The sequence below is a fragment of the Lactococcus petauri genome (assembly GCF_023499275.1).
Classification (GTDB): Bacteria; Bacillota; Bacilli; order Lactobacillales; family Streptococcaceae; genus Lactococcus; species Lactococcus petauri.
On record NZ_CP094882.1, the window covers coordinates 276,472 to 291,211 of the forward strand.

At 38.2% G+C, this 14,740-nt stretch carries 19 protein-coding genes; 14 read left to right on the forward strand and 5 right to left on the reverse strand.

Features of this window, described 5'->3' with window-relative positions; all coding sequences use genetic code 11:
• Positions 1-51 precede the first annotated feature (51 nt).
• On the reverse strand, positions 52-1,119 hold the full coding sequence (gene pepA / locus lgb_RS01360) for a glutamyl aminopeptidase (protein ID WP_019291359.1): 1,068 nt from the start codon (positions 1,117-1,119) through the stop codon (positions 52-54).
• Positions 1,120-1,319: 200 nt separating this feature from the next.
• Between pepA and lgb_RS01365 the strand changes: the two genes are divergently transcribed.
• From lgb_RS01365 to groL, 7 genes are all read left to right on the forward strand, one after another.
• Complete coding sequence (locus lgb_RS01365; protein WP_029343529.1) at positions 1,320-1,607, forward strand: hypothetical protein; 288 nt, start codon at positions 1,320-1,322, stop codon at positions 1,605-1,607.
• Positions 1,604-1,924 carry a thioredoxin family protein gene (locus tag lgb_RS01370; RefSeq protein WP_019291357.1) on the forward strand — a complete coding sequence of 107 codons (321 nt, stop codon included), beginning with the start codon at positions 1,604-1,606 and terminating at the stop codon, positions 1,922-1,924. Before lgb_RS01365 ends, lgb_RS01370 begins: the two co-directional genes overlap by 4 nt.
• 1 nt (position 1,925) lies before the next feature.
• Positions 1,926-2,549, forward strand: coding sequence for a YtpR family tRNA-binding protein (gene ytpR / locus lgb_RS01375; protein ID WP_019293856.1), 624 nt, complete (start codon positions 1,926-1,928; stop codon positions 2,547-2,549).
• A gap of 69 nt (positions 2,550-2,618) precedes the next feature.
• Positions 2,619-3,008, forward strand: a complete 390-nt coding sequence (locus lgb_RS01380; RefSeq protein WP_019293857.1) for a single-stranded DNA-binding protein — start codon at positions 2,619-2,621, stop codon at positions 3,006-3,008.
• 56 nt (positions 3,009-3,064) lie between these two features.
• Positions 3,065-3,595 (forward strand): ClbS/DfsB family four-helix bundle protein, encoded by a 531-nt coding sequence (locus tag lgb_RS01385; RefSeq protein ID WP_019293858.1) that lies wholly within the window; start codon positions 3,065-3,067, stop codon positions 3,593-3,595.
• 117 nt (positions 3,596-3,712) lie between these two features.
• On the forward strand, positions 3,713-3,994 hold the full coding sequence (groES, locus tag lgb_RS01390) for a co-chaperone GroES (protein ID WP_019291353.1): 282 nt from the start codon (positions 3,713-3,715) through the stop codon (positions 3,992-3,994).
• Between the two features lie 29 nt (positions 3,995-4,023).
• Positions 4,024-5,649 (forward strand): chaperonin GroEL, encoded by a 1,626-nt coding sequence (gene groL, locus lgb_RS01395; RefSeq protein ID WP_003133890.1) that lies wholly within the window; start codon positions 4,024-4,026, stop codon positions 5,647-5,649.
• 49 nt (positions 5,650-5,698) lie between these two features.
• On the opposite strand, the gene lgb_RS01400 is transcribed toward groL, so the two are convergent.
• From lgb_RS01400 to yycF, 3 genes are read right to left on the reverse strand one after another with little or no spacing between them, the layout of a single operon-like run.
• On the reverse strand, positions 5,699-6,511 hold the full coding sequence (locus lgb_RS01400; RefSeq protein WP_019293859.1) for an MBL fold metallo-hydrolase: 813 nt from the start codon (positions 6,509-6,511) through the stop codon (positions 5,699-5,701).
• Positions 6,508-7,926 (reverse strand): ATP-binding protein, encoded by a 1,419-nt coding sequence (locus tag lgb_RS01405; RefSeq protein ID WP_242810645.1) that lies wholly within the window; start codon positions 7,924-7,926, stop codon positions 6,508-6,510. The genes lgb_RS01400 and lgb_RS01405 overlap by 4 nt, the downstream gene beginning before the upstream one ends.
• Entirely contained in the window at positions 7,919-8,620 is a 702-nt protein-coding gene (gene yycF, locus lgb_RS01410; protein WP_003133894.1) for a response regulator YycF, read from the reverse strand. The genes lgb_RS01405 and yycF overlap by 8 nt, the downstream gene beginning before the upstream one ends.
• A 210-nt stretch (positions 8,621-8,830) precedes the next feature.
• Here yycF and tmk point away from each other — a divergent pair, with 210 nt between their 5' ends.
• The 6 genes from tmk to lgb_RS01440 all read left to right on the forward strand — a co-directional run bounded on the left by tmk (position 8,831) and on the right by lgb_RS01440 (position 13,336).
• Positions 8,831-9,460, forward strand: coding sequence for a dTMP kinase (gene tmk / locus lgb_RS01415; RefSeq protein ID WP_019293861.1), 630 nt, complete (start codon positions 8,831-8,833; stop codon positions 9,458-9,460).
• A gap of 25 nt (positions 9,461-9,485) precedes the next feature.
• Positions 9,486-10,349, forward strand: coding sequence for a DNA polymerase III subunit delta' (locus lgb_RS01420; RefSeq protein WP_019293862.1), 864 nt, complete (start codon positions 9,486-9,488; stop codon positions 10,347-10,349).
• 12 nt (positions 10,350-10,361) lie between these two features.
• Complete coding sequence (gene ricT, locus lgb_RS01425) at positions 10,362-11,135, forward strand: PSP1 domain-containing protein (protein WP_064305280.1); 774 nt, start codon at positions 10,362-10,364, stop codon at positions 11,133-11,135.
• Between the two features lie 24 nt (positions 11,136-11,159).
• A complete protein-coding gene (locus tag lgb_RS01430) occupies positions 11,160-11,501 on the forward strand; it encodes a DNA replication initiation control protein YabA (protein WP_019293863.1) in 342 nt (113 codons plus the stop codon).
• Positions 11,501-12,364: a 16S rRNA (cytidine(1402)-2'-O)-methyltransferase gene (gene rsmI, locus lgb_RS01435; protein ID WP_029345808.1), complete on the forward strand. Its 864-nt coding sequence runs from the start codon at positions 11,501-11,503 to the stop codon at positions 12,362-12,364. The genes lgb_RS01430 and rsmI overlap by 1 nt, the downstream gene beginning before the upstream one ends.
• A gap of 129 nt (positions 12,365-12,493) precedes the next feature.
• Positions 12,494-13,336: a transporter substrate-binding domain-containing protein gene (locus tag lgb_RS01440; protein ID WP_249663231.1), complete on the forward strand. Its 843-nt coding sequence runs from the start codon at positions 12,494-12,496 to the stop codon at positions 13,334-13,336.
• Positions 13,337-13,355: 19 nt separating this feature from the next.
• Here the strand turns inward: lgb_RS01440 and lgb_RS01445 are convergent, their stop codons facing one another.
• Positions 13,356-13,544, reverse strand: coding sequence for a hypothetical protein (locus lgb_RS01445; RefSeq protein WP_172796624.1), 189 nt, complete (start codon positions 13,542-13,544; stop codon positions 13,356-13,358).
• Between the two features lie 164 nt (positions 13,545-13,708).
• On the opposite strand from lgb_RS01445, the gene mvk reads away from it, so the two are divergent.
• Positions 13,709-14,641 carry a mevalonate kinase gene (mvk, locus tag lgb_RS01450; protein WP_019291344.1) on the forward strand — a complete coding sequence of 311 codons (933 nt, stop codon included), beginning with the start codon at positions 13,709-13,711 and terminating at the stop codon, positions 14,639-14,641.
• The last annotated feature ends 99 nt before the right edge of the window (positions 14,642-14,740 follow it).

Below are 14,740 nucleotides of genomic sequence, written 5' to 3' on the forward strand. Positions count from 1 at the left end.
AACTGAATGACTAAAAAAAGAGGCTCAGGACCTCTTTTTTTAACTTTTTTATTAGTAGTTTTTAATAGCTGCTACTTTTTCTTGGTTTAGACTCGTAACGATAGCCCGGATAAAGTTTTGCGCTTCTGTGAAATCATCCATGTTGAAGATGGTTTGGTGACTATGGATATAACGGGCACACACACCAATAGTTGTTGAAGGTACGCCTTCGTTTTGCAAGTGTGCTGCACCAGCATCAGTTCCACCTTTTGAGATATAAGCTTGTGTTTTGATACCATTAACTTCTGCTGTATTGAGGAGGAAGTCCTTCATACCAGGCAGCATGATATGACCTGGGTCGTAATAACGAAGAAGCGAGCCTTCGCCAAGACGACCATTGTCGTTTCCAAAAGTATCCGTTGCAGGAGAGCAGTCAACAGCAAAGAAAACTTCAGGTTTAAATTTAGTTGTTGAAACATGGGCACCGCGAAGGCCAACTTCTTCCTGAACATTTGCACCGATAATCAAGGTTACTGGCAATTCTTTGTCTTTAAGGTAGTCCAAAAGTTCTAAGACCATAAGACACCCGTAGCGATTATCCCAAGCTTTACTGATGACATTTTTACCATTAGCAGTTAAAATTGTTTCAGATTCAGGAACGATGACGTCACCTTGACGAATCCCAAATTCTAAAACTTCTTCTTTGCTCATAAAACCACCGTCAAAGATGATATCTTCCACTTGTGGCATAGCAGGTGCGCCCGCTGCTCCACGTAAAAGATGTGGTGGTAGGCCACCAGTCACAACAGGTATTTTTTTACCATCACGTGTGAATAGCGTAAAGCGTTGTGCACTAACAACTAAAGGATTCCAACCACCCAGAGTGACTACACGTAAAGTACCATCTGCCTTAATTGACGACACCATGAAGCCGACTTCATCCATGTGAGCTGCAACCATAACACGAGGCGCATTTTCTGTTTTACTTTCTTTAGTGACAAAGATTCCGCCCAGACCATCAGTTTCAGGTGTGTAGCCGAGGTCCACCATACGGGCACGAAGATAGTCACGCATTGGTGCTTCGTAACCACTTGTTGCTTGAATTTCAGTTATTTCTTTAATTTTGTTAAATAGAGTCATCTCGTCTCCTTTGATTTTTTATACTCCCTTATTGTAGCATTTAAAAGCCGTATATAATAGTATTGTCCTAATGCTATTTAATAACTATAATTTTTAAAGACGGATAAGTTTTAGGGGATTTATAGAAAAGCGGAACTGATCTGAGGGGAAACAGTAATTATAAGTACTAATATACTCAAATTTATGTTAAAATTTTTTATATGAAAAAATATTTGAAAGTTGGTTTAGGGCTGCTGGCTGGTGTAGCAGGTGCGCGAGTGCTCTATCAGAGTTATAAGCACGTTGAAGAAAATTTGCGGGCAGAGGTTATTCAAGCAGTACGTGAAGCTTTTGCTGACCAAGATATTCAAACAGTATGGATCTTTGAGGAGGCAGATCGCGGAGCTATTTATAAAGGTGGCGTGATTGTTGGAGCAAACCAAAACATCAATTTTGAAATTGATGGAGAAACCTTAGAAATTACAGAATTAGGAGAGGAGTATTTATGATTATTCCAAAAAATTATGAGGAACTAGCTGAAATTGTAAAATCAGAAGGTAAACATGTCTTGTTTTTCACTGCAGGATGGTGCCCAGACTGTACTTTTATCAAACCAAAAATGCCAGAATTAGAAGCTGAATTTTCAGACTTTAACTTTGTAGAAGTTGACCGTGACGAATTCATGGACTTGGCTATTGAATGGGGAATCATGGGTATTCCTAGCTTTGTGACACTTGAAAATGGTAAAGAAACAGGACGCTTAGTGAATAAGCTACGTAAAACTAAAGAAGAAGTTAGTGAATTTTTGAAGGGTGTAGATAAATAAAATGATTGCAACGTATAATAAAAATGTTGGTGATGTCCTCATGCTGATTGTGGCAAACAATGAGGGAGCAGAAGTAACTTACGAACGTAAGGCGGATGTTGCGCGTATCTTCCGTGAAGATACAGGACAAACAGTGGGCTGGAACATTTTCGATATAAAAAAAGACTGGCCAGATTTGGCTCAAGGACAGAATGATTTATCTGAGCATCAAGTAACGGAACTTAATGTAAAACTTAAGGCAGCTGGCTTTGACGAGCAGCTTACATATGATGGCCAACCTAAATTTGTAGTCGCTGAGATTTTAACGATGGAGGATCATGCAGACAGCGATCATTTACATGTGTGCCAAGTAGAAGTTGGTCTAGATGCACCAGTTCAAATCGTTTGTGGTGCTCCTAATGCCGTTGTTGGTATGAAAACAGTAGCGGCTTTACCTGGTGCAATGATGCCTTCTGGTTCTTTAATCTGGCCAGGCGCTTTGCGTGGCGTACCTTCTTATGGCATGCTGTGCTCGGCACGAGAGCTTGACTTACCAAATGCACCACAAGTTCGTGGTATCATCGAATTGAATGCAGATTTAGAAGCTGGATCAGCTTTTGATGCAACAAGCATGTGGCAAGCCTAAATATAAAATAATAAAGACCTTAGTGAAAGCTGAGGTCTTTTTTCGTACAAAAAGTAAGGAGGTGTCAAAATGAATAAAACGTTACTTGTTGGCCGACTCGTTGCAGATCCAGAACTCACTAAAACATCTAATGGGAAAAGCCTATTGAGAATAAATCTTGCTGTCAAACGACGCTATAAAAATGCTTCAGGTGAAAAAAATACAGACTTTGTCGCTTTGGTCTTTTGGGAGAAACAGGCGGAACACTGTACATCCTATGCTAAAAAAGGCGCCCTACTTGCTGTGGAAGGGGAGATACGAACCAGAAATTATGTGGACAAGCAGGAACAAAAACGCTATGTGACAGAAGTGTTGGTAAAAACTTTTGACCTTTTGGAAAGTCGCGCGACAGTTGCCATGCGACAAGATTCTATAGAAAATAGTGCTCTTAATTTAAAAGAAGATGAATTACCGTTTTAAATTGAAAAAAGCGTTTTCTTTTGATAGGATGAGAACAGGAAAGTGAGGAGGGAAAAATGGTAAAGGCAAAAACGAAAAAAGAGTTGATTTCCTTTTCAGAAGAAAACTGGAAAAAGCTGTGTCATTTGGTTGACACACTACCTTTAGAAGCACAAACGGCAACTTTTGCCTTTGGCCAAGAGAAGGGAAAAGAGGCACATTGGGGGCGAGATAAGAATATCCGTGATGTGTATGCCCATCTTTATGAGTGGCAAGTACTTTTACAAAATTTTGTAAAAAGTAATGTTTCAGGAAACTTTCAAAGCTTTTTACCCACACCCTATACTTGGAAAAACTATGCGACAATGAATCAAGAAATCTGGGAAAAGCATCAAGCTACTCCTTATGAAGAAATAAAGGAAAAACTTGCTACAAGCCACCTAAGAACTATCCAGTTATTGCAACATTTTTCAGATGAAGAGCTTTATACGAAGCAATTTTATCCTTGGACTGGGACAACATCTTTAGCGCAGTATTTTCAGTCATCATTGGCTTCACATTACGAGTGGGCCTTGAAGAAACTCAGGCTTCATAAGAAAACGATTTAAAAAAATAAAAAAAGAAGTTTTTTTCTTGACTAATTTTGACCTTCGCGGTAAAATAAGATATATAAATTAGCACTCCAACTTAAAGAGTGCTAAAATAACATAAAATGGAGGAATAACATGTTGAAACCCTTAGCGGATCGCGTTGTATTGCGTATAAAAGAGGAAGAAGAAAAATCTTTAGGTGGGATCGTCTTGGCCTCAGCAGCACAAGAGAAACCACAAGTTGCAGAAGTTGTGGCAGTAGGCCCAGGTAAAACAACTCCTCATGGTACAGTTATTACACCAACAGTGCAAGTTGGTGATGCAGTTCTCTTTGAAAAGTTTGCCGGTACAAATGTAAAATTTGAAGGCGAAGATTTCTTGATTATCAAAGAATCTGAAATTCTTGCGATTGTTTAAGGAAAATAAAGACAGGAGATAATAAAAAAATGGCAAAAGATATTAAATTTTCATCAGATGCTCGTTCAGCAATGGTTCGTGGTATTGATATTTTAGCAGATACAGTAAAAACAACACTTGGTCCTAAAGGTCGCAATGTTGTTCTGGAAAAATCATATGGTAGTCCACTTATCACGAATGATGGTGTAACCATCGCAAAAGAAATTGAATTAGAAGATCACTTTGAAAATATGGGGGCAAAATTAGTCAGTGAAGTGGCCTCAAAAACAAATGATGTTGCGGGTGATGGTACTACAACAGCGACTGTTTTAACACAAGCGATTGTTCGTGAAGGTTTGAAGAACGTAACTGCTGGAGCTAATCCAGTGGGCATTCGTCGTGGTATTGAGTTGGCAACTGAAACAGCAGTAAAAGCACTCAAGGAATTATCTATTCCAGTATCTGGTAAAGAAGCTATTGCACAAGTTGCCTCTGTTTCTTCTCGTTCAGAAAAGGTTGGAGAGTATATCTCAAATGCCATGGAAAAAGTTGGTAACGATGGTGTTATTACTATTGAAGAATCAAAAGGTATGCAAACTGAACTTGAAGTTGTAGAAGGTATGCAGTTTGACCGTGGTTACTTGTCACAATATATGGTGACAGACAATGAAAAAATGGTGGCCAACCTTGATAACCCATATATCTTGATCACAGATAAGAAGATTTCAAATATTCAAGAAATCTTACCATTACTTGAACAAATTTTGAAAACAAATCGTCCTTTACTTATTGTGGCAGATGATGTTGATGGTGAGGCATTACCAACCCTCGTGTTGAACAAAATCCGTGGTACTTTCAATGTTGTAGCGGTTAAGGCTCCAGGCTTTGGCGACCGCCGCAAGGCCCAACTTGAAGACTTAGCAATCCTCACAGGCGGTACAGTAATTACGGAAGAGCTTGGTTTAGAACTTAAAGATGCAAGCTTAGATGCACTTGGTCAAGCCAATAAAGTAACTGTTGATAAAGAACATACGACAATCGTTGAAGGTGCTGGTTCAGCAGATGCTATTGCTACTCGTGTAGCAACAATTAAAGCTCAAGTTGAACAAACTACTTCAGAATTTGATCGTGAAAAACTTCAAGAACGTTTAGCTAAACTTTCTGGTGGAGTCGCTGTGATTAAAGTCGGTGCCGCTACAGAAACTGAACTTAAAGCGCAAAAACTTTTGATTGAAGACGCACTTAATGCAACACGCGCAGCCGTCGAAGAAGGTATCGTTGCTGGTGGAGGTACTGCCCTTGTTACAGTTATCTCTGCCCTTGACAGTCTTGAAGAAGAAGGGGACGTGCAAACAGGTATCACAATTGTACGTCGCGCATTAGAAGAACCAGTACGACAAATCGCGGCTAATGCAGGTTACGAAGGTTCAATCATTATTGATAAACTTAAATCAGCAGAAAAAGGTATTGGTTTCAATGCCGCAACTGGTGAATGGGTTGAAATGATTGAGACAGGTATTGTGGATCCGGCTAAAGTAACACGTTCAGCCCTCCAAAATGCGGCCTCAGTAGCAGGACTTATCTTGACGACTGAAGCAGTCGTTGCTGATAAACCAGAACCAGCTGCACCAGCAGCTCCAGCTATGGATCCATCAATGATGGGTGGTATGATGTAACAATAAAAAGACACGAATTCGTGTCTTTTTTTATTGCTATAAATACTGTCTAAATATCATAGAGTTTACTTGCATGCTCATGGCTAGTGTCAATAATATGAACGTCACGTTTGGTATCAACATCATGTTGCGCTAGAAAACCGTCCATGGTCATATGTGCAAGCTCTTGAATATTGTTATTCAGGCTAAGGTGACCGAGGAAGATGCGTTTTGTTTTATTTCCTAAAACATTAAAAGCAGCTTCGGCACCATCTTCGTTAGATAAATGGCCTTGGTCGCTGAGAATACGTTGTTTTGTTTTCCAAGGGTAGCCCCCCATGCGGAGGATCTCAATATCGTGATTACTTTCCATAAGATAGCCGTCGGCATTTTCGATTGTACCACGCATACGGTCACTTACATAACCTGTATCTGTAAGTAATACGAAGGATTTATTATCTTTCATAAAACGATAAAATTGGGGCGCGATAGCATCATGACTCACACCAAAACTTTCGACATCGATATCGCCAAAAGTTTTAGTTTTGCCCATTTCAAAGACATGTTTTTGCTCACTCGCAATTTTTCCTAGTGAGTTTTTACTTTCCAGTTCTTGCCAGGTTAATTCATTGGCGTAAAGCTGAATACCGTGTTTTCGGGCAAGAACACCAATTCCTTTGATATGGTCGCTATGCTCATGAGTAATCAGGAGTGCATCGACATCTTTGATGTCTCGGTCAATCTCTCCTAATAAACTCTCGATTTTTTTTCCAGATAATCCAGCATCTACCAGAATTTTCTTTTCAGGTGTTTCCAAGTAAAAAGAATTTCCAGTACTTCCTGATGCTAAAATTGAATATTTAAATGCTGATTCAGTGCTCATTCAGCAAAATCCTCCCAGTCGTTATTTTCTTGATTAATTTCATCACTGTAAGGGAAAGACAGGGTGAAAGTTGAACCAGTTTTACCATCAGAAGTGACTACTATATCACCTTTGTGGAGTTTCATAATATCATAGGCAATAGATAAGCCTAAGCCTGTACCACCGATTTGGCTATTTCTTGAAGCATTGTCGACACGATAAAAACGGTCAAAAACTTTGGCTAAAGCAGGTTTTGGGATTCCCATACCTTGGTCGGCAATAGAAGTAAATGCTTTGTTGCTTTCACACCAGACGCTTACGGTAATTGTTCCGCCTTTTGGAGAATACTTAAAGGCATTATTGATGATATTGTCAATAACCTGCGAAAGCTTATCGGTATCGATTTCAAGCCAAATCTCTTGTTGAGGTATTTGACGAATAATCTTAAAGTTATTGTAATTTTTTTCGATAATTTGATCAAAACGATCCAGGATATAGTTGATAAAATCGACATAGTTGATAATTTCAGTATGAAGTTTAACTTTATCTTGGTCCATACGAGAGAGTTCTAAAAGCTCCCCAATCATCCGAATCATTCGGTCTGTTTCGTTAAGGGAAACATCCACGAAGTGACTAGCAACCTCGGGATCAGCTAGGGCCCCATCATTGAGCGCTTCTAAGTAAGCTTTGACAGAAGTCAAAGGGGTGCGCAACTCATGCGAGACATTGGACACAAAAAGTCGGCGATCTCTTTCTGTTTTTTCTTGTTCCGTTGTATCCTGAAGAACAGCAATAATCCCAGAAATGTACCCTGATTCGCTACGGAAGAGCATAAAGTTTACGCGGAGGATAACAGCTGCACCTTCACAATTGATGGCATTGAGTGTGAGTTCGGGCTCTTTTTGTAGTAAATCATGAAAAGAATATTTGTCGGAGATATTTAGAATATCAATCAAATCTTTACCAATGATTAACTCGTTTGACTGATCAAGAAGAGTCAGTGCTGCGTGATTAGCAAGATTAATCTTACCATGCCTATCTGTAGTGATGACACCATCGGCAAGGTAGGTTAAAATACTCTCCAGTTGGTTGCGCTGATTCTCTAAATGTTCTTGCCGATCTTCGATTTCATGTCCAAGTAATAACAATTTATTGTAAGCTACTGAGAGCTCATTATTTTCTTTAGAAATTTGGCGATTTTCATAGTTATCATGCAAAAAATTATCCACTTGATGAGATATTTTATTTGCCGTTTGCGCCAAGCGACTGAGATACCAAATAAGAAGACTTAAGGTGACCAGATAAAAGATGAAAAACTGTAAGAGTGCAGTAGTGTGTGTGAGGAAGTATGGACTATTTACTATCTCAAAAATGCCAAAAAGAAGTAGATGAATCACTACTCCTTTAAGTACTATTGAATTAAAAAATTTATTCATGAGGTTCGCTCATATAGTATCCAACGCCACGACGTGTAGATACGTATTGAGGACGGCTTGGAGTATCTTCAACTTTTTCGCGAAGGCGACGAACAGTTACGTCAACAGTACGAACATCACCGAAGTAATCGTAGCCCCAAACAGTTTCAAGCAAAGTTTCACGTGTGATAACTTCACCGAGATGTTGTGCAAGATAATAGAGTAATTCAAATTCGCGGTGTGTCAAGTCAAGCTGTGTTTCATTTTTATATGCGGCATAATGTGTTGGGTTGATACGTAAGTTACCAATTACCAATTCTTTTTTAGAATCTTTTGGTTGTTCAACAGGAACGTTTGTCATGCGGCGTAGGTTTGATTTAATACGAGCAAGTAGTTCACGGTTTGAAAATGGTTTTGTGATGTAATCATCTGCACCAAGTTCAAGGCCGATAACTTTATCAAACTCTGTATCTTTAGCAGAAACCATCAAAATAGGGACTTCAGAAGTTTTACGGATTTGACGTGTAACTTCAAGGCCATCAATTTTTGGAAGCATCAAATCAAGATAGATAAGATCGGGTTTTTCTGATTCAAAGAGTTCAAGAGCTTCTTCACCATCAAAAGCAGTGACTACTTCATACCCTTCTTTGACGAGATTAAATTTTACAATATCTGAAATTGGTTTTTCGTCGTCAACAACAAGAATTTTTTTCATGATAATCCTTTCGCTTAGATGTATATAATATTAATTGCTTTTCTCATTATACAATTATTACAGTAGTATAGCAAGGTAAAGCCTTCCATAATATAGAATTTTTACAAAAGTGAAATCATTTGTAAAATAAGAAACTTATATAGTAAACAATATTTATAAAAGAACATTTTTCCCATATTTTTTCTTTTTATTTTTGCTATAATATAAGATATGAATGGAATATTAATTAGTTTGGAAGGGCCAGATGGGGCCGGTAAAACAACCGTTTTACAAAATATTCTTCCCGAACTAGAAAAATCGTCTTATAAAGTCCTTCCGACACGTGAACCTGGAGGTGTACGTGTGGCAGAAGAGATTCGAAATATAATTTTAAGTACAGAAAATACAGAAATTGACAGTAAGACAGAGCTGATGCTGTTTGCTGCGGCACGTCGTCTACACATGCAAACAAAAATGCTTCCAGCGCTAGCTGCAGGCGAGATGGTAATTGTTGACCGTTTTATTGATTCATCGGTTGCTTATCAAGGTTACGGACGTGAACTTGGTGTTGAACCTGTAAACTGGCTTAATGAATTTGCAACAGATGGTCTTAAACCGGATTTGACATTATATTTCGATATTGATACAGATGTTGCACTTGAACGAATTATGAAAAATAGAGCAGATGAAGTCAATAGACTTGATCTCGAACGTGCTGAGATGCATCGTAAAGTCAGACAAGGTTACTTAGAAATTGTTAAGAATGAGCCTGAGCGCTTTGTCACGATTGATGCCAGTCAAGAACTTGACAAAGTTGTTGCAGACACGTTAACAGTCATCAAAAAGAAATTTTGTTTGTAATAAAATTTCAAACTAAGGAGTTTTCATGAAAATTGCAGATATTCAACCAGCACTTTTTGAACGCTTTAAGCATATCTTACGTGTGAATAAACTGAGCCATGCTTATCTCTTTAGTGGGGGTTTTGGTAGTTTGGATATGGCTATTTGGCTGAGTCAGGCTATTTTTTGTGAAAATTTACAGGACAATTTACCTTGTGAGAACTGTCGTCACTGTCGTTTAGTTGCTAGGGATGAATTTAGCGATTTACACATTATTCGTCCGGAAGGTCAAACTATAAAAACAGGACAAATTCGGGATTTGTCGGAAGTTTTTAGTCAGTCAGGATTTGAAGGCGCTCAGAAAGTGGTCATTATCACTGAAGCTGAAAAAATGCACAGCAATGCGGCAAATGCTTTACTTAAGTCCATTGAAGAACCTGATAATGCAACACATGTTTTTTTGATCACAGAAAATGATAATCTCATGTTACCCACCATTAAATCACGGACACAAGTTTTTAGCTTCCCCAAAAATAGTGCCTACATGCAAGAAACGTTGGAACAAAATGGTGTCTTAAAAACACAGGCAGAATTACTGAGTCGGGTTTGTAACTCGGTAGAAGAAGCCCAGGATTTAAGTGGAGCCACTTGGTTTAATGATACATTGAAGAAACTCCAACAATTGCTGAAATTAGTTAAGACGGATCGACGGGAAGCATTTCTTTATCTAACAAATGTTGCAGAAAATATTGAGGATAAGGAGAAACAAACTTTAGTATTTTCTCTGCTCTTGGAGCTTTTTAATCAAGAAAAGATGTCCAAATGGGTTCAAAAAACCTTTCAAGCAGAAAAAATGTGGAAAAGTAATGTGCGCTTTGGATCTTGTTTGGAATATATAGTGCTGAAATAGGAAGAAGATAATATGATTTACGAAGTAGAGTTTACACATGGAGAACAAAATACCTTTGTAAGTGGTCATGAAACATTTGCACCAAGAACGCAAGTCATTATTCAAAACGAAAAAGGCAAGACTTATGGTCGAGTAATGAAGCAACTCCCACAAGATAAAAATGTTGATACATCCGGAGAAATTGTTCGTGCAGCAACAGAAGCAGATGAAGAGTTGATTTATACGACAGAGCAGCTCTCGCAACAAGCCTGCACGAAGATTCGCCAAATTGTTGCAGATTGTGGGATTGACATGAAGGTTACAAATGCAGCTTATAATTTAAACCAAAGTCAGCTTTTTGTGTCCTTTACATCGGAAAATAGAGTGGATTTTCGAGCTTTACTTAAAGAATTAGCTGCGACTTTTCGTACGCGAATTGAGCTTCGTCAGATTGGAGCGCGTGATGCAGCAAAAATGTATGGCGGTGTTGGTCCTTGTGGACGACCGCTTTGTTGTTCGGAGTTTATTTACGAATTTCCGAATGTCTCTATTAAGATGGCAAAAAATCAGTCGCTCTCTTTAAAACAAAGCAAACTGAATGGTCTTTGTGGTCGTTTAATGTGCTGTTTGTCTTATGAAGATGAGTTTTATAGGGAAGCACGTAAAAATTTTCCTGATTTTGGTGAACATATTACGACTGCAGATGGTGAGGGGAAAGTTATTGGACTTAACATTTTGAATAACAAAATTAAGCTTCGCTTAGAGCATACAATAAAAGAGTTTGATATTTCAGAGGTAAATCTTTAAGAAGAATTGACATAGAGGTAAGTTATGGGGGAAATAATGATCGATAAAAATGAGATTTATGTGCAACTGGGGCTGTTGGAGGAAAGTTTGGCTTATACACTGGGCCAAATTTCAACGGTGCGTGATGCACTGGATGAATCCTTAAAAGAAAATGCAACGATTCGCATGGAAAATGAAAAATTACGCGAACGTTTGGCGCATATTGAGAAAAAAGAAGAAAAAGCTAGCTCAAAGTCAAAAGATGAACCTAATCCAAATCTGATTCAAATTTTTAATGAAGGCTTTCATGTGTGTCATTTACATTATGCAGAGCGTTTGCAAGATGGTGAAAATTGCTTGGACTGCTTGGAGCTTTTGTACAGATGATGAATATACAACGAAGCTTTAAAGGTGAAAAAAGCGCAGGTAAGCTTTACTTAGTGCCAACACCTATCGGCAACATGCAGGATATGACACTACGTGCTTTGGAAACCCTAAGAACCGTGGATTTGGTAGCAAGTGAAGATACACGCAACACTCAAAAATTACTTAATCATTTTGAAATCAAGGTGGCTCAAGAGTCTTTTCATGAGCATAACTCCTTTGATAAAATTCCGAAGCTTTTAGATTTTCTTATGGCAGGAAAATCGTTAGCACAAGTCTCAGATGCAGGTATGCCTTCAATTTCTGATCCAGGTCATGATTTAGTTGTGGAAGCCATTAAGCGAAATATCGATGTAGTAGCCTTACCAGGCGCTTCAGCTGGAATAACAGGTCTTATCGCTTCTGGATTAGTCCCTCAGCCTCATATTTTTTACGGCTTTTTACCTCGTAAAAAAGGTGAACAGAAGAAGTTTTTGGAAACTAAAATGACCTATCCTGAAACGCAGATTTTTTATGAGTCTCCTTATCGTGTAGCAGAAACTTTAGAAAATATGGCTCAGATCTATGGGGATCGAGACGTTACCTTAATACGCGAATTAACCAAAATTTATGAAGAATATCGTCGAGGTAAAATTTCAGAAGTTTTACTTTCTTTAAAAGAGCAACCGATTAAGGGAGAATGTTTGATTATCGTTGCTGGCTTCAATGGAGAAGTTGAGGATAATGCAGAGGATGAGACTACAGCATTAGAAGCTGTTCAACTTCTGGTTGCATCGGGAATAAAGCCTAACGTAGCCATCAAGCAAGTGGCGAAAGAGCGTGAGCTGGTGCGGCAGGATCTTTATGCACAGTATCATGATTTATAAAATAGAAAGAGCAACTTAGGTTGTTTTTTTTATATTATCAATATAGCACTTATTTATAAGCGTAGAAAAAAGGAAATTGTTTAGTTTATGTTAAAATCAAAACGTAAGTAAAAAGGAAGTGGAGATATAATGAAAAGAAATAAAGTTATAACCTTATTGGCTTTGAGTGTAGCTGGTGTTACTCTACTAGCAGCGTGCTCGAATTCGAATAAAAGTACAACCGCCGGTCAAGAAAAAACGACCACAGTCAATGTGGCAATCTCTGGATCATCAAATCCTTACGAGTATACGAAGGATGGGCAGCTGACAGGTTATGAATATGATATTCTCAAAAAAGCAGATGAAAATTTGCCTCAATATAAATTTGACTTTAAAACATACGATGACAGTGCTATTCTTGCAGCTCTAGATGCAGGACGTGCAGATATCGGTGTGAATATTTATGGTAAAACAAAGGCGCGTGAGGAAAAGTATCTCTTTAGTTTCCCCACAACGCAAGGCATTAATGCGATTTTCTCTAATGATAAAGATAAAATCACAACCATTGAAGAGCTTGTAGGGAAGAAAACCGAGATTCCAACAGGGACCAACTATGGTGACATTATGGATCAGTGGAATAGTGCACATCCTGATAAAAAAATTACCGTAGATTATTCAAAACGCGGGTTGGCAGAACGTTTACAAGCTCTTTCTGATGGACAAATGGACTTTATCTTTGCTTCAAAATCTGCTGCGGAAAATCTTGTTAAAGAACATGCTGTAACAGGTGTATCTGATACAGTACCTACAGATCTTGAAAAATATCCTGAATTCAAGACCTATACTTACTATATCCTTGACAATAGTCAAACACAACTTCAAAAAGATCTTAATCAAGAGATTAAAAAAATGGCTGAAGATGGATATTTGAAAGAACTTTCTCAAAAATATTTTGGGGGAGATCAGGTACCCGGAATGGAGCAATACAAATAAAAAGTGCTAGAAGCACTTTTTATTTGTATTTAACAATGTCCATCAACATTTCATTAACCCAATGTTGCTCTTGTTCATCAAAGATTCTTAGATGAGGATTTTCATGGATAAAATCAAGTATCACTTTTCTGCTTAACCCACTATATTTAACTGCAGCATCGACAGTGACAATATCCATTTTTTCAATTGCTTTGCGTAAATTGTCCATGTTTTTATTATAACTTTTTTGACACAATACCAGAAGAGAAAGGACAGATTTATCCTATTTATCTAGATATTATGGGCAAAAAAAGAATTGCTACTTGATTTTCACTCTCAAATTTTATAAAATTGTCAAGTACCTTTGCGTACTTTAATGGAGAATTTATAGTTATGACTACAAATAAAATGGGCACAGGAACCGCTCATTCCAAATTAATTTTGATTGGAGAGCATTCGGTTGTTTATGGGCAGCCTGCAATTGCGTTACCTGTTACTATTCTGAAGACAACCGTTACAATTTCTTCTATCAAATACGGACAATATATTGAAAATAATGAATCACGGCGCAGATTGGATGTGTTAGGAGACGAATTTGAGGGGGTACGCCAACTCATCCTACGTCTTTTAGAAAAATTCCATTCCGTAAAACTTCCATTTTCTCTGGAAATTGATTCGAATATTCCTTTGGGACGGGGATTGGGAGCATCAGCAGCTCTAGCAACAGCAATCACACGTGCCTTTTATGATTTTTTTGATGCAGAGCTAACAGATGAAATGCTCTTATCTTTTGCTAACTTCTCGGAGAATATCACGCATGGTCGCTCATCAGGAATTGATGTCGCAACCGTTAATTCGGAGTTACCGCTTTGGTTTATTAAAGGTCAAACTGCCGAATCTTTTGATATCAATCTATCTGGTTATCTGGTTATTGGAGATTCAGGTGTACACGGCTTTACTAGTCAAGCGATTAGCATAGTCAGGGAAAAATTATCAGAGAATAAGGCCAAAGCACAAGGCCATATTGAAAAGTTAGGTCAACTCTCAAAAGCTTCAAAAGATTTTCTCATGACAAATAAATTAAAAGATTTGGGGCAAGTGATGAACCAAGCGCATGAAAATCTTTCTTCACTTGGAGTTTCACACCCACGCTTAGATACCTTAGTGGACACAGCGCTGAGAAATGGTGCTCTGGGAGCCAAGCTTACAGGCTCAGGTCTAGGTGGGGTAATGGTCGCTCTAGCAGCTAATGAAAAAGATGCGATTCGCATTAGTCAAAAGCTTTTGAAAAATGGCGCCAAGAATACCTGGATTTACTCTGTTTAAAAATGAAGTATAAGGAAACCTTAAGTGTATAAGCCACTTAAGGTTTTTTGTTTTACGAAGTCATCTTTGACTGCTTATTTTTAATGCATGCTGCTTTTA

Bases quoted from the DNA above. Each gene is read 5' to 3' on its own strand.
- pepA (WP_019291359.1), bottom strand. From the start codon at position 1,119: ATGACTCTATTTAACAAAATTAAAGAAATAACTGAAATTCAAGCAACA.
- lgb_RS01365 (WP_029343529.1), top strand. From the start codon at position 1,320: ATGAAAAAATATTTGAAAGTTGGTTTAGGGCTGCTGGCTGGTGTAGCA.
- lgb_RS01370 (WP_019291357.1), top strand. From the start codon at position 1,604: ATGATTATTCCAAAAAATTATGAGGAACTAGCTGAAATTGTAAAATCA.
- ytpR (WP_019293856.1), top strand. From the start codon at position 1,926: ATGATTGCAACGTATAATAAAAATGTTGGTGATGTCCTCATGCTGATT.
- lgb_RS01380 (WP_019293857.1), top strand. From the start codon at position 2,619: ATGAATAAAACGTTACTTGTTGGCCGACTCGTTGCAGATCCAGAACTC.
- lgb_RS01385 (WP_019293858.1), top strand. From the start codon at position 3,065: ATGGTAAAGGCAAAAACGAAAAAAGAGTTGATTTCCTTTTCAGAAGAA.
- groES (WP_019291353.1), top strand. From the start codon at position 3,713: ATGTTGAAACCCTTAGCGGATCGCGTTGTATTGCGTATAAAAGAGGAA.
- groL (WP_003133890.1), top strand. From the start codon at position 4,024: ATGGCAAAAGATATTAAATTTTCATCAGATGCTCGTTCAGCAATGGTT.
- lgb_RS01400 (WP_019293859.1), bottom strand. From the start codon at position 6,511: ATGAGCACTGAATCAGCATTTAAATATTCAATTTTAGCATCAGGAAGT.
- lgb_RS01405 (WP_242810645.1), bottom strand. From the start codon at position 7,926: ATGAATAAATTTTTTAATTCAATAGTACTTAAAGGAGTAGTGATTCAT.
- yycF (WP_003133894.1), bottom strand. From the start codon at position 8,620: ATGAAAAAAATTCTTGTTGTTGACGACGAAAAACCAATTTCAGATATT.
- tmk (WP_019293861.1), top strand. From the start codon at position 8,831: ATGAATGGAATATTAATTAGTTTGGAAGGGCCAGATGGGGCCGGTAAA.
- lgb_RS01420 (WP_019293862.1), top strand. From the start codon at position 9,486: ATGAAAATTGCAGATATTCAACCAGCACTTTTTGAACGCTTTAAGCAT.
- ricT (WP_064305280.1), top strand. From the start codon at position 10,362: ATGATTTACGAAGTAGAGTTTACACATGGAGAACAAAATACCTTTGTA.
- lgb_RS01430 (WP_019293863.1), top strand. From the start codon at position 11,160: ATGGGGGAAATAATGATCGATAAAAATGAGATTTATGTGCAACTGGGG.
- rsmI (WP_029345808.1), top strand. From the start codon at position 11,501: ATGAATATACAACGAAGCTTTAAAGGTGAAAAAAGCGCAGGTAAGCTT.
- lgb_RS01440 (WP_249663231.1), top strand. From the start codon at position 12,494: ATGAAAAGAAATAAAGTTATAACCTTATTGGCTTTGAGTGTAGCTGGT.
- lgb_RS01445 (WP_172796624.1), bottom strand. From the start codon at position 13,544: ATGGACAATTTACGCAAAGCAATTGAAAAAATGGATATTGTCACTGTC.
- mvk (WP_019291344.1), top strand. From the start codon at position 13,709: ATGACTACAAATAAAATGGGCACAGGAACCGCTCATTCCAAATTAATT.